The 12,439-nt window shown below is 62.2% G+C and carries 14 protein-coding genes; 8 read left to right on the forward strand and 6 right to left on the reverse strand.

Annotated features, from left to right (window positions below):
• The first annotated feature begins 59 nt into the window (after positions 1-59).
• From C404_RS55360 to C404_RS55385, 6 genes are all read left to right on the forward strand, one after another.
• Positions 60-440, forward strand: coding sequence for a hypothetical protein (locus C404_RS55360; RefSeq protein WP_012435699.1), 381 nt, complete (start codon positions 60-62; stop codon positions 438-440).
• A gap of 85 nt (positions 441-525) precedes the next feature.
• The gene (locus tag C404_RS55365; protein ID WP_012435700.1) at positions 526-2,064 is read left to right on the forward strand and encodes a hypothetical protein; all 1,539 of its coding nucleotides are present in this window, start codon (positions 526-528) and stop codon (positions 2,062-2,064) included.
• Positions 2,065-2,344: 280 nt separating this feature from the next.
• The gene (locus tag C404_RS55370; RefSeq protein WP_012435701.1) at positions 2,345-3,409 is read left to right on the forward strand and encodes an ATP-binding protein; all 1,065 of its coding nucleotides are present in this window, start codon (positions 2,345-2,347) and stop codon (positions 3,407-3,409) included.
• A gap of 76 nt (positions 3,410-3,485) precedes the next feature.
• Entirely contained in the window at positions 3,486-4,409 is a 924-nt protein-coding gene (locus C404_RS55375; protein WP_012435702.1) for a hypothetical protein, read from the forward strand.
• Between the two features lie 9 nt (positions 4,410-4,418).
• Complete coding sequence (locus C404_RS55380) at positions 4,419-5,636, forward strand: vWA domain-containing protein (RefSeq protein WP_012435703.1); 1,218 nt, start codon at positions 4,419-4,421, stop codon at positions 5,634-5,636.
• Between the two features lie 143 nt (positions 5,637-5,779).
• Complete coding sequence (locus C404_RS55385) at positions 5,780-6,184, forward strand: hypothetical protein (RefSeq protein WP_021197377.1); 405 nt, start codon at positions 5,780-5,782, stop codon at positions 6,182-6,184.
• A gap of 174 nt (positions 6,185-6,358) precedes the next feature.
• Here the strand turns inward: C404_RS55385 and C404_RS59685 are convergent, their stop codons facing one another.
• From C404_RS59685 to C404_RS55410, 6 genes are all read right to left on the reverse strand, one after another.
• A complete protein-coding gene (locus C404_RS59685; RefSeq protein ID WP_012435706.1) occupies positions 6,359-6,646 on the reverse strand; it encodes a hypothetical protein in 288 nt (95 codons plus the stop codon).
• A 120-nt stretch (positions 6,647-6,766) separates the two neighbouring features.
• Positions 6,767-7,456: a hypothetical protein gene (locus C404_RS55390; protein WP_012435707.1), complete on the reverse strand. Its 690-nt coding sequence runs from the start codon at positions 7,454-7,456 to the stop codon at positions 6,767-6,769.
• 10 nt (positions 7,457-7,466) lie between these two features.
• Entirely contained in the window at positions 7,467-8,198 is a 732-nt protein-coding gene (locus tag C404_RS55395) for a hypothetical protein (protein WP_012435708.1), read from the reverse strand.
• A 159-nt stretch (positions 8,199-8,357) separates the two neighbouring features.
• A complete protein-coding gene (locus C404_RS55400) occupies positions 8,358-8,741 on the reverse strand; it encodes a bactofilin family protein (RefSeq protein ID WP_012435710.1) in 384 nt (127 codons plus the stop codon).
• A 10-nt stretch (positions 8,742-8,751) separates the two neighbouring features.
• Positions 8,752-9,432: a hypothetical protein gene (locus C404_RS55405; protein WP_012435711.1), complete on the reverse strand. Its 681-nt coding sequence runs from the start codon at positions 9,430-9,432 to the stop codon at positions 8,752-8,754.
• A 193-nt stretch (positions 9,433-9,625) separates the two neighbouring features.
• On the reverse strand, positions 9,626-10,213 hold the full coding sequence (locus C404_RS55410) for a hypothetical protein (protein ID WP_012435712.1): 588 nt from the start codon (positions 10,211-10,213) through the stop codon (positions 9,626-9,628).
• Between the two features lie 640 nt (positions 10,214-10,853).
• Here C404_RS55410 and C404_RS55415 point away from each other — a divergent pair.
• Both C404_RS55415 and C404_RS55420 read left to right on the forward strand, forming a co-directional pair.
• A complete protein-coding gene (locus C404_RS55415) occupies positions 10,854-11,171 on the forward strand; it encodes a DUF7696 family protein (protein ID WP_012435713.1) in 318 nt (105 codons plus the stop codon).
• A complete protein-coding gene (locus C404_RS55420; RefSeq protein ID WP_012435714.1) occupies positions 11,123-12,400 on the forward strand; it encodes a recombination directionality factor in 1,278 nt (425 codons plus the stop codon). Before C404_RS55415 ends, C404_RS55420 begins: the two co-directional genes overlap by 49 nt.
• Positions 12,401-12,439: the final 39 nt, after the last annotated feature.

Raw genomic sequence — 12,439 nt, forward strand, 5'->3', positions numbered from 1 at the left:
AACAACCCACGCGGGGTGCGTCCCCGATGGGGCACTCCGCGTACAACAAGGAGTTCTCCATGGGCCATCAAGTCGTCGGTGCCGGCTTGGCATCATTCCCAGCGGGCGTGACGATCGCCGTGCAGCTCTACACGGATATGCACGTCGCAGTTCATCTGCACGCGGCGGACGACGGTCTGCGCTATGCCTCGTTGTCCACCAACATCCGGCACGCTCCGCTCGCAGACGACGAGTTTGCATTTTCTTCGGGGCTGGTGCCGCAGGATATGTGCCAAGCACTGCTGCACACGGGCGCGTTTGCTGATACCGGGCGCGTCATTCGCAGCGGCTATGCGACGTTCCCCATCTGGCGCATTGCCGACGAGCAACTGATCGGCCAAGTCGTCGCGATGCGTGTCGACGCTGCTGCCGCGACAAAGAGGCGCCGCAAGTCGCACTGACGCGCGGCCTTCAATTCCTTCCATCCCACCAGGGGCAATCGCCCCGGTGGGGCGCGTTGCCCCAGTCCTTATTGGAGCAACGTTCATGTACATCATCACCATCAACCATACGAAGACCGAGACCCGCACAACGATGGCCGGCGTCTTGGCCCTCCTGAACGCCGACAAATCGATTCCGCGCAAATTCACCGCGGACTCGTTCACTGTACATACCGTCGAAAATGGTCCAATCCCCGTCGTTGGTCTGCCACGCGGCCGAATCGGGCTGCGTCCCGACGGCACGGTGCACGAGATCCTCTTGCACGTGATCACCGAAGTCGAGCGGATCATCCTGAAACCGGACGGCAAGCTGCTGCGGCCCTACGAGGTCAGCTTTGAATCCTGGGAAGCTGTCCTTGCCGCAAGCGCGCTGGCCTACGAGAGCGAATACCTGATCGATCCTGAACGCCTGAAGGAGGGCTCGCTTTTCTCGGAGTTCCAAGTCGAGAGTCCGCAGCGCTTCATCACGGACGAGCTACTTCGCCGGTTTGGCTTCGGAACAGGCGGGCCACACGCCTATCCGGGCGGAGGGGCGTGCAAGGGGCATGAATGGCACGTCGCCTACGCGCTACAACGTGGCGAGCGCGTCAAGGATTGCATCCTCAACTTCTACCGTCACACGAGCACGGCGATCCCTCACGGCTTGGAATGGCTGAACGCTCTCATTGAGTTCCCAGTGCTACGCGGCGCGCTGCCGGCGGAGACGCTGCGGGACCTGTGTGATGTGCTCAGACGCGAGAAGATGGCGATGACCGAGCAAAACGTGTCGAAGCTGCTCGCCATCGTTCGGGCCTTGCCGGTCGGTAGCTCCTATATCGACATCGACGACGCGTTCTACGACGCGAAGATCCTCGGCCCACTCACGGCGCCGACACTTCAGCTCGCAGAGGGGCCTGACGCAGAGCCGCTTTCGCCGTTGGCCAAGCGCGTGACGGAGTGCGTCAACGAGAGCGTGTATGAGAAGACGGTGGCGCGGCTTCGGCAGGAGCGGGAGGACGGTAACCTTTCGAAGCGCCGTTTCGAGCTGCAGATGATGATGGCCGAGCGCCAACGCAATTGCAGAAACTACCACTACGGCAACATGATTGCCTCGCTGTTGTTGGAGCGTAATGTCGCTGGGCTGCTCGAGATTCTGGACCAGCCCAACAACAAATCGAGCAAGCGCGCCATTCGTGAAGTCATCGGGGTCAACCTGCTGACGGTAACGGGAGCAGCGCGCCGGCGCGCCATCTTCAGCATGTGCGGGTTCGCCCAGCAGGAGCAGGACGTGTGGGAGCAGCATGCGGCCGAGGCCAAGGCGGAGAAGCGCCGCATTGAGGCCATGGAGCAGGCAAAGAAGACTGCTGAGTCGGTACGCTATTCCGTCGGCGGTGGGCAGGTCATGACCGGCAAGCAGTACGTCGACCTGTGCATCGCGGAAGGCTTCTCGCAGATTGTTCCTTCGCGGCGCGGCAATGCTGTCAGCTACCTCTTCGTCGATCCGAAGCGCGACCTGGGCAGGCCACTGAAGGTGAAGGACGGCACCCTGGACTATGCACGCGCTTGCTTGAGTACACCGGCAGAGCGTGTGCCGGCGTACGCCTGACGCCAATCTCTTTCACGCGCCAGTCCCTGCCCCTCCATCACGGGGGCAGGGCGGCCGTTTCTACCCCCTTGCGCGTGTGGCGCCGCGCCGCGCAACCTGCTAACCTCTCCTTGCTGAAAAGCGCTGTTCGGACTGGCCTGAGCCAACCCAAACACTGTTTTTCCTCGCGTCTCCGACGCATCGATCCAACGCCGGCAGCATCGGCCGTTTCTTCAACCATCCCACAGGGGTCTACTCCCTGTGGGCGTGGATTCCGTGGGTTTTCGTCAAGTGATACCCCATGGACAATACCCTTACCGATCAAGTTACGCCCCTCACCAATCAGGTTTCCCCGTCGCAACTGGAGACCCTGTTGGCTGCCTACATTCCGGCACACCTGCCCGTGCTCGTGACTGGCGCGCCAGGTGTCGGGAAATCCGACATCGCAGCCGCGGCTGCAGAGCGCGCCGGCTACGACCTGCTGATCTCGCATCCGGTGGTCGAGGACCCGACAGACTCCAAGGGCCTGCCGTTCCCCGGCGCGGATGGCCAATCCGCCAGGTTCCTGCCGTTCGGGGATCTGGAGAGGGTGTTACACGCGAAAGAGCCGTTGGTCTGGTTCTTCGACGACCTCGGTCAAGCGTCTCAGGCGGTTCAAGCCGCCAAGATGCAACTGCTGCTCGCGCGCCGCATCGGCGAGCACAAGCTTCCCGAGCATGTGACGTTCTTGGCGGCGACGAATCGCCGGACCGACAACGCCGGCGTGTCTGGCATTCTCGATCCGGTGAAGTCGCGGTTTGCGACCATCGTCGAGCTTGTGCCAAACGTTGATGCCTGGGCGGCATGGGCTGTGAAGTCGCAGCTTCCCGCTGAACTGATCGCGTTCCTGCGCTTCAAGCCGGATCTGCTGGTGGCGAAGGAGCGCACGCGTGATATCGAGAACCTGCCGTCGCCGCGAGGCTGGGGCGCGGTTGGGAAGCAGATGCCCGTGGTGCCAGCTGGCTTGGAAGCAATCGTGTTCACCGGTGCTGTCGGCGCTGGTGCCGCGACCGAGTTCCAGGCGTTTCGCGAGACCTTTCGCAGTCTCCCCTCTGTGGCAAGCGTTCTGTTTGCGCCGGACACTGCCTCCATCCCGGAGGAGCCCTCGGCGCGCATCGGGATTGCGACGGCAGTTGCGAGTCAAACCACGGTCGCGAACATCGATCGCGTCCTCGTCTACGCCGACCGCATGCAAGCGGGCGGTGACGGTGACTGCGCAACGATGATGATCAGCGACGCGATCCGCCGTGACGAGTCTATCGTTTCCGTGCCGGCTTTCATTGCAGCGCAATCCGGCTGGATCGGTGCCGCGATGGACGGCCGGTAAACCGGTTCCCTTTCAAGCAGTACATCCCATGCGGCGAGCTTTGGCTCGCCGCTTTTCATTTCAAGAGGCTATTTCCATGAACATCCTCAACGTTCACGAGCGTGTCATGCTCGCATCCCTTGGCATCTCCGTTTGGCGCGCACGTCGCTTCGATACCCGCGCCACGGAAGAGGTGGAAAAGAACCACGCCACCAAAGACATCGGGCGCTTCAACAAGAAGCTCCTGACCGACGATGCCATTTCTTACAAGAGCGTGTGCAGCATCGCCACGCAAGCACGTGCCTTCTTCAATGCGCACACCCTCGAATACGACCAGCTTGGCGTGCGTTTGCTGCCCACGGCTGTTTACCTAAAGGTCGCTGACCGGCTGCGCGAGTTTCAAGACGAGTTCCGTGAAGCCACGTCAGCCTTTCTCGCCGAATACCCAGCGTTGAAGGAGCAGGCCAAGGGTGCTCTCAACGGGCTCTATACCGAGGCGGACTACCCGACCCTCGAAGCGCTGTCGACCAAGTTCGGTATACGCCTGTCTCCCTTGCCGTTTCCGGACGCAAGCCAGTTCGGCATCAACTTGCCGGCCAACGTGCTGGACGGCATCAAGGCGGATATGGACGAGCGGGTGTTCAGCGCGGTCAAGACGGCCAACGAAGACATCGTCGGCCGCCTCTACGACGCTGTGCAGCACTTCGCCAACCGTCTGTACGCGGGACGCAACGTCCGGCTGGGCGTTGTCGACAAGGTGCGCGAACTGTGTGACCTGCTTCCGACGTTGAACTTCACACAGGATCCGGCATTGACGGACATCCTGAACGAGACGCGCAATCACCTGGCTTGCTACACGGGCGCCGAATTGAAGGATTCGGCCGATCTTCGCCAGAAGGTGGCGGAGAAGGCGATGGAGATCGAGGCGCAGATGGCGGTGTACATGACCGGCGCGCTCAGCACGCCGGCAGCACCGGCACTTGGCGATTCGTCTGCGCTCAGTTTCCTCCTTGCCTCGTGAGGTGTGGCCATGCTCGAACGGATCATCAAGCAGCGTGGTCAACTGGTGCTGAACCACCCTTTCTTCGGGGCGCTGGCGCTTCGTCTGAAGCCTGTCGAAGACCCCACGTGCCACACGTTCTGGGTTGACGGCCGGGCGCTTGGCTACAACGCGCAGTTCGTGGCCACCTTGGACGATCTTGAACTGCGTGGGTGTCTCGCTCATGAGGTGCTGCACCCCGCCAGCGGGCATTGCTGGCGGCGTGGCAATCGCGATCAGAAGCTGTGGAACGCGGCCTGTGACTATGCGGTCAATCCGGTTGTGCTCGCTGCCAACTTGAAGCTCCCGAAAGGCGCACTGCTGGAGGAACGCTTCACTGGCAAGTCAGCAGAGGAGATTTATGCGGTGCTCCGCCAGGAACGGCCACCTGAGGCTCCCCAAGAGCCTCAGGCCCAGGGCGCTCGCGGTACGGGCGCTGGGCTGCCATCGCGCGACCCGAACGCATCCGATGCGGCACAAGGGCAGGGCGCTGCCGAAGGTGGCAACGCCGACGGCAGCCCGACGTATGAGCCCGGCGACATCCGCAAGGATCGCGGCAATGACCAGGCCTCGACGGAGACGCAGTGGAAAGTCGCGGCGATGAAGGCTGCGCAGGTGGCCAAGATGCGCGGCAAGTTCGGTGCGGATCTGCAGACCGTGGTTGACCAACTGGTTACGCCGGCGGTCGATTGGCGTGCGGCCCTCGCGCGCTTTGCAAGCGAGTCGGCCCAAGCCGACTACAGCTGGTCGATACCGAACCGCCGCTTCACGCACCTTGGTCTCTATTTGCCGGCGCTTCATAGCCGGCGGGTGGGGGACGCCGTGTTTGTGCGCGATTCGAGTGGCTCGGTGTTCGATGAAACGCAACGCCAGTTCGCATCCGAGATCCACCGCGTTTTCGATGAAGTGAAGCCATCGCGGCTGATCGTCATCGACTGTGACGCGCGTGTCACGCAGGTGCAGGTGTTCGAGCCCGGTGATGCGCTTGAACTGGCGCCTGTGAAAGGCGGCGGCGGTACCTGCTTCGCACCGCCGTTCGAGTGGGTGGAGGAACAGGGCTTTCGGCCGGCGTTTCTCGCCTATCTGACGGACATGTATGGCACGTTCCCCGAAGTGCCGCCGGAGTATCCGGTGCTGTGGGCCTCAACCACACCGTTGCGCAGAATCCATACCCCGCCATTCGGCGATTGCATCGAGGTCATCGTCTGACCATTGCCCCGGGCCATCCCGGGGCATTTCTTTGCTCCGGCATCGGTTGGTGGGTGTTCCGCCCAATTTGACCGCGTGCCGAAATCGATCAAAATTTTTGTGGCACTCGACATATCTAGTCCTGTGCCCGGAGGAGCAACATCATGATGGACAAAGAAGAGCCGATCGACATCGAGTCTCTTCCTCGCGCGGCCGACCTCGGGTGGATTGGCCGCTGGAAACAGGCTGTAGAAGAGGGTGGTACGGATCTCGGGTTTGACGACTGGTTCGAATCCGCACTGATCGGCGCGGCCGGTGGCCGCGATGGCCAGCCGGTGCAGTATCGACAGGGATCAGTGATCTTCGAACTGCAGCACGGCGCGGATTTCGAGATCGAGCAGGGCGGCAGCGCGAAGCGGCGCTTCCACTGCCTCATGGATGGACACGTACCGTTTGTGTCCTTCTATGGTGATGGCGACGCAGAGCGCCGGCCCTGGATCTCGATCAGCCGGCTGTTCACGGCTGAAGAGTTGCACACGCTCATCCTGGTGCCCGGACCAGCGGCCTGATTTGCGCTAGGCATGGCGAAAGGGCTGATGCGCGAAGCGGCTTTCTGTGGATTTATCCTGAACGCGGTAAACGCGTGTGTCAGAACCCACCCGATGGTGGGGGTGCAAACCAAGGGGGCCAAGTGCCCCCTTTTTCTTTTTCTATCCTGAAGAGCAAGTGCGGCAGCGCCCGCCTCAAAGGTACTCACGCCCTCGAGGGCCATAGGGTTTGGGGTCAGGGGAACCCAATACGTCAAGAACTTCACTGTAGTGCGTGACGACCATGGGTGCACCGGCAGGACCATACGGTAGCGGCATCCAGTCGTTGCGTTCACGGCTGAATTGCAGCAAGTACATGCCGCCGGCGGCATTCGGTAGCAACTGCACCACCCAGACCAGGTACTCCTTATAGGGTGTTTCAGGCGGGGAAGGCTTGCGTTCACGACAATCAATCCAGTCGATCAAGGTGCTCACGGGTTCCACGGCGTCTCCAATGATTTGTTCAACACGATATTCCGACTGGCCCTGTTTTCCGAGCAAAAAACGATGCACGGAGCGATGTACGGTGTGTCTTGTAGGACGAGTCCATCCGGCGCCAGGTTGCTACCCGGCCTTGAGCAGGCGTCGATCGCGCTGCCCGCCCGCTTGGCATGTGAGCACATAGGCCGCTGGCGCGCGCGGTTCCCAGACGATCACCGCAGCGGGTCCTTCCGTGCTGATGCGTGCCTCGGGCATGGTGCAACTCACCGGAATCGGATTCACAGGCGTCCCGTGCGCAGTCACGCGGATCGTAGACCCGCGACCGGTCATGAAATTGCCCTGCAGGCCGGCATACAGGAACGTGACAGTGGGTACGAGCGGGGGTTCGAGACCAGATTGGTCATCAGCCTCGTCGTCGGCGAGCGCGTCGATCTTGGCCTGCAGCCAGTGGCGGTCACTGTCGGAGAGATCGTGGCGGCTGAGCAGCGCCACCAGGAACGCGGTGCCAAGCCATCCCGGGCCGCTGCTTTCACGCTCGCGGATAACCTGCGCCAAATGAGCGGAGGGCTGTGCGCCACCTTCCAGCAGACTGCGGCGTGTGCCGCGCGCCCGCGCGCCTGGCGTGCTAGTCTGCGCAAGGCTGTTGGTCGCTGGTCGGTAGGTGCCGGGCTTGCTGGCGCCGGCAGACCGCGAAATGCCTCCGGCACTACGACTTGCTGTCGAGCTACCGCCAGCGCCACCGCGGCCGGCGTCTGCGACCTGTGCCGCGCTCAAAAGCACGAGGGCAACGGTCAGGGTCGAGATCTTGCGCATGGTGGTTCCCCTAGCGCCCAGCGAGAGACAGCACGGTGGGGTCGAGTGCCGCCTGTTCGGCCTGCCGGATCGCCGCCGTGGATAGGCGGCTGCGTAGCGATTCCGCGTTGACCGGGCGGTAGCCGTCATCAGGATGGCACTCGGCTCGGCAGCGTAACGCCCAAAGGTAGGCGTTGTTCAGGTCATGCAACGAATCGTAGAGCTGCGCGTTGTTCGCCGCTGCGGTCGGGTCGCCCGCCAACCAGGCGCGCGCGAACAACTCTGCCGCCTTGTCGGAGCTACGAATCACGTATTTTCCATCGCGCACGATCTGGCCAGCAACACGCAGGAGCCGACTATTGACTGCGGTACCCGTGGAAGCCTGGGCCGCCGCGAGAATGCGGGGCGCCATGTCGTCGCGTAGGGGCAGCATCGAGTCGCCCTCGAAGTATTCCGCCAGCTTTGCCGGCGTGAGCCGGTCCATCGCTTGCTTGATCCGCGCCGTGCGTGCGTCGTCCAGGTTGGCCATGGCTTGCACAATATCGCCACAGACGACTTCGCAACCAGTCAGGGCATCTCGACCACTACCCTGCAGCGGATCGAGCTTGGCCAGAGCAGAAACCGGGTCGGAGATGGTCTTGGTTGTCTCGATCTCCCGGTTGATCTGCTTGGCTGTATCGGTTGTCTTGTCGCTGCAGGCGGCCAAGCCAAGGCAGAGTGCGGCGACCGGAATGAGGGCGGCGTATCTGGATGCAAGGTGCATGATCGACCTGTCAGTTGGGTTTGTTGGTGCGGCTGGTCAGACAGCCAAAGAGCTGGAAGCGCGGCATCTCGTGTCGATCCATCACGCCGTCGGTGATTTTCATGGTGTTTGCGTCGTGTCGATTTCGCATTGCCGCCATGCTGTGGCGAGAGGCCAGCGTCAGGTACTCGATTCGAGCGCATCTTCGACAGGAGGCGCGGGCGCCGCCGCTGAAAGGCGCGGAATGCGCGTGATGCGACCCTCCAGGTTGGCGTGCGGGCCGAGCCGAATCGTGCCGGCGTAGCGGATCTCGCCTTTGACCGCACCTTCCACCTTGAGAGAGACCTGGGCATTGACGTCGCCTTCGACTGCGCCCTGGATCAATACGAACTGCCCGGTGACCGACCCCTTGATGACGGCGGCCGGGCCGATGTGGAGAAGGCCGCCTGACGAGACGACGTTGCCATTGACGAGACCCAGGATGGAGCCGCCATGGTCCATGTCGACATTGCCGTGAATCGCCATGCCCTCGTTGATGATGCTGATTTCCATCTGCTCTTTCATGGTTTGCTCCTCAGAACATCTTCACGTCGCCGGACGGACGATTCGCTTCCGTGGTGCGTGCCGGTGGTGTAGCGGCGCGCGGTGCCGTGGCGGTTGGTTGGGGTGCCGGCGCGGGCCGCGTAACAGGGGCTTGATCGGGTGCGGTGCGCTCGGTACGCCGAGCAGCGGGCTGAGCCGGGGCTGTTTCGACCTTCTCCGGCGCAGGAACGCGCTCGCGGGGCGCCACCTCGGCTGCGGAAAGGGCGGCTCGCTGTGGTTGAGCCACCGGTGCAGTGGGCGCGGCCGTGACAGATGCTGCAACCGGCGCTGAGGGCGTCGAGCTTCCGATGGCTGCCGGCGTGGCTTGGTTTGCGGCGACTGCAGGTTCCGGCGCCGAGGCAGGGGCGGCCGGCGCTTGCGTCTGTACTGCGTGCGTGACTTGCTCGGGCCCGGCCGCTGCCGCCGAACCCGCCCGGCCCTTCTTGGCGTACAGGTCCCCAAGCCCCAGGCCAGCAATCGTGGCCAGCACGATGAACGCGCAGCAGATCGCAGTAACCTTCAAGGCAGGCTTGTGCTGGTCCCACCGGCGCTTGCCGCCGGCGGCGTAGGTAAGGGCCGGTGCGGCCGCATGATCTTCCGCCGTGCCCATGTCGATCGTGACAGGGGAGTGCGAGTACTGCTGGTGCAATCGGTAGATTTCGCGAATATCCATGGCTCTCTCCAGCGGTTGGGGTGAGGGGGGCGCCTGAGAGGTCGTTTATTCGGTCCGCGATGCCTTCGCGCGGGACGACAATCCCCTCTGGCCTTCGTACCGGCCACTGTTTCGGGCGCCGTGTTGGCTGCTAGGTCGGATATGGCGCCATGCCGGCTGCCATCCCGATGGGTGCGTTGGGTGGTGTGGTTGGCTATCCCGCAGGGGTGTCGCCGTCTTGTGCGCCGTCAGCAGCGAAACGGTCGTTGTCGGGGATGCAGCTCTGGTGGATTGAAGCGATCTTGCTGCCGGCCACTTTCATCGTGCCCTCGAATTCGAGCGCCGATATGGAGTTGGCGACGCGGGCGAAGATGGCGAGCGCGAACAGCCTGTCGTGCTGGTTCAGGAGGCGAATGAGGCGCCCAGACAGCGGATGTGTGACCTGGACCTCAACGGTATCGGTCTCGATGGGGATGGGGGTTTGGCTTTTGTTCGCGTGCCACGCGATGGCTTTTTCGAACCAAAGCTCGGCTTCGCGGAATTTTTCGTCGAGCGCTCGGGTCTTGCCTGACCTGGCGACTGAGAACTTGGAAGAGCAGAAGTTGTACGCGGAGCGCAGGAAATCGCGAACGTACACAGAGGAATAGGTGACTTGAGCACTGGCGGCCGTCTCGGGGACGATCCGCTTAATCCTGTTTTCTCCGACCAGCCGCGCGATCGGCTTGAGTCCGGAGTTGGATGTACTCGGCTGTGGCGCGCCTAATGGCGCCTCAAGTTCCTGGGGGTGTTGGGCAGCGACCATGGTTCATGTGTGGTATCTCATCTCTCACTCGAAATTTTCCGGCACGTGAACACGGTGGCTGCTTACAAAAGCCACGCTATTTTGGCGAGCTTTCCGGGATTCCTAATGGATTGTCTGGTGCATACTGCAATCACTCCTCGCGTCATCGACGCATCGAACTGACTCCCTAGCGAGTCCATCTCCTTAAAAAAGTCGTGCCTTGCGCATGCGCCGACCAGTTGGCAACTGGTGTGGAAATCCCCCCTTGTGATGAGTGCTTAGCCAGACACTCCCCATCTATCAGCCGTAATACGCGTTCCCGTGTGTATGACCCTAGGTCATGCCTGTGAACACCGTCTGAGCCCCGGAAATGTGTGGTCTCTCTCTCCAGCGCCTCCGGGTGCAGGACGGTTGTCGTCGACTGATCCGTGAACCTGCGGTGGACGAAAGTCCTAAATGGGTTGTTGTGCGGCGTGAACATGCTGCACGAGAACGACTTTACGTTCTCCCCCCTGAGCGAAGTGCATTGGCACGACGCTCCCTGTGAGCCACGCCCCCGAAAGGGGCGTGGCAGCAGGTTTCTCACAAGAAGCCCGCTTCCGGTTACCGGAGCGGGCTTTTTTTGCTTTTAAGTGAGAGACCCCACACGGAGGAGCTGACCATGGCACTCGAAATGACGTTGCAATCCCAGATCAAGGCGCAGATCGCCGAACTGATCCACGCCCGTCGACCGAAGTACAAGGACCAGCCGTACAGCTGGAAAAATTTTTGCGAGGCGGCGCACGTTGCCAGCCTTTCCGACGCCGCGCGAGCGGCATATCTCAACGAAGTAACGACCCAACGCGGGGCCGACGCCGCCCTGCATCTTGGGGACCGTGCTGAGACCCTTCGTTCCAAAGTCGTTCAGTACCTGAACAACAGGAGCGTTTCATGCACGCAATCCCAACCCACCCAGGCTTCGCGACCCCGCGCAGCATAATTGAGGAGCGGCCCCTGCGGCCGCCCGTCATTGGAAAGATCCGCCCTGGCATCAAGGTCCTCACCAAGAAGGCCAGGGAGAATCCCCAAGCCGTCCAGATTCACGACGCGCTTCTCGCCCAAGGGCTCTCGTTCGAGGACATCGGTTCCGAGATCGAACGAAAAACCGGCCTGAGCTACGCCCTCATCCCCCGCAATACGCCGTACTTCACGTGTCGTGGCAGTGATTTCACGAATCCTGCCATCGCGGAAGAGATCCTGACCCGATACGGGGAGGATCGCGGTGACGGCCTCAAGCTCTGGCGCTTTCCGGTCGTCTTTGCGTTCGACGACTGGTTGCGCAACATCCCCAACGAGCTGGCGGTATTCAACGGCACGGGAAAGGTGTTCTGGTCGCAGTACGGGGCGGATGGTCTTCGTCAATGCAAGACGTACGCACCTGTCGAGCGCAGTGACCGCGCCAGGCGTGCAAAGCGCATCTTCGGCGGCCGCACCATCATCCTGCGCCAGGACGACGCCATTCCCGATGGCGTATGCGACCCGCAGGTCTGCCCGCAATACCAGGACCGACACTGCAACCTCACGGCCAGCTTCCTATTTGCGATCCTTGACATTCGAGGCCTTGGCTTGATTGAGTTGCCCACCAATTCGATCTACGTCCTGCAGAAGGCCCATGCGGCCATGCAGACTGTGGCGATTGCGCGCGGCGGCCGTCTGGTCGGCACCAGGTTCTGGCTCTCCAAGCAGGAAGTGGAGATTTCCCGCATCGACGATAACGGCTTGCCGGTACGCCAGAAACAATGGCTCACCACGCTGGATGCCGAAATCGACCTGGGCGCGCTGCTGGATGGCGCTGACCATATTGGTGCTGCGATCGAGGTGGGTACGCAGACGGTTGCCCTGCTGGAGCACCCGACGACCGAGCCGGCCGCCACTGCCACGCCAACGTCAGGCGAGGAGGGTGGTCAGCCAGGAGCGCAGAGCGAGCCGCCTGTCGGCGGCTCTATCGCCGAGCAGTTTGAACGTCTCATCGTGGCGCTGGGCATGGAGGGGCAGGAAACGCGCGAGCATTTGCGCGTGTACGCACACTCCAAGTTTGGCAAGGGCTGGACCAAGCGCGAGCAGGACATGCGAGCGCTGATCGATGAGATGGGTGTGGCTCTCGTGTCTCCTCCCGCCTTCCGCGAGAAGGTGAAAGCGGAGTTCGATGGCAGTCTGTTCTCAGCTTGACCTGCGCCGGCTTGGCGCCTGGTCGTAGCATCAACGTGC

The sequence above is a fragment of the Ralstonia sp. AU12-08 genome, assembly GCF_000442475.1.
GTDB lineage: Bacteria > Pseudomonadota > Gammaproteobacteria > Burkholderiales > Burkholderiaceae > Ralstonia > Ralstonia insidiosa.

What these genes read in the sequence shown, in the direction of transcription:
- C404_RS55360 (WP_012435699.1), top strand. Translation starts at nt 60, where the DNA reads ATGGGCCATCAAGTCGTCGGTGCCGGCTTGGCATCATTCCCAGCGGGC.
- C404_RS55365 (WP_012435700.1), top strand. Translation starts at nt 526, where the DNA reads ATGTACATCATCACCATCAACCATACGAAGACCGAGACCCGCACAACG.
- C404_RS55370 (WP_012435701.1), top strand. Translation starts at nt 2,345, where the DNA reads ATGGACAATACCCTTACCGATCAAGTTACGCCCCTCACCAATCAGGTT.
- C404_RS55375 (WP_012435702.1), top strand. Translation starts at nt 3,486, where the DNA reads ATGAACATCCTCAACGTTCACGAGCGTGTCATGCTCGCATCCCTTGGC.
- C404_RS55380 (WP_012435703.1), top strand. Translation starts at nt 4,419, where the DNA reads ATGCTCGAACGGATCATCAAGCAGCGTGGTCAACTGGTGCTGAACCAC.
- C404_RS55385 (WP_021197377.1), top strand. Translation starts at nt 5,780, where the DNA reads ATGATGGACAAAGAAGAGCCGATCGACATCGAGTCTCTTCCTCGCGCG.
- C404_RS55390 (WP_012435707.1), bottom strand. Translation starts at nt 7,456, where the DNA reads ATGCGCAAGATCTCGACCCTGACCGTTGCCCTCGTGCTTTTGAGCGCG.
- C404_RS55395 (WP_012435708.1), bottom strand. Translation starts at nt 8,198, where the DNA reads ATGCACCTTGCATCCAGATACGCCGCCCTCATTCCGGTCGCCGCACTC.
- C404_RS55400 (WP_012435710.1), bottom strand. Translation starts at nt 8,741, where the DNA reads ATGAAAGAGCAGATGGAAATCAGCATCATCAACGAGGGCATGGCGATT.
- C404_RS55405 (WP_012435711.1), bottom strand. Translation starts at nt 9,432, where the DNA reads ATGGATATTCGCGAAATCTACCGATTGCACCAGCAGTACTCGCACTCC.
- C404_RS55410 (WP_012435712.1), bottom strand. Translation starts at nt 10,213, where the DNA reads ATGGTCGCTGCCCAACACCCCCAGGAACTTGAGGCGCCATTAGGCGCG.
- C404_RS55415 (WP_012435713.1), top strand. Translation starts at nt 10,854, where the DNA reads ATGGCACTCGAAATGACGTTGCAATCCCAGATCAAGGCGCAGATCGCC.
- C404_RS55420 (WP_012435714.1), top strand. Translation starts at nt 11,123, where the DNA reads ATGCACGCAATCCCAACCCACCCAGGCTTCGCGACCCCGCGCAGCATA.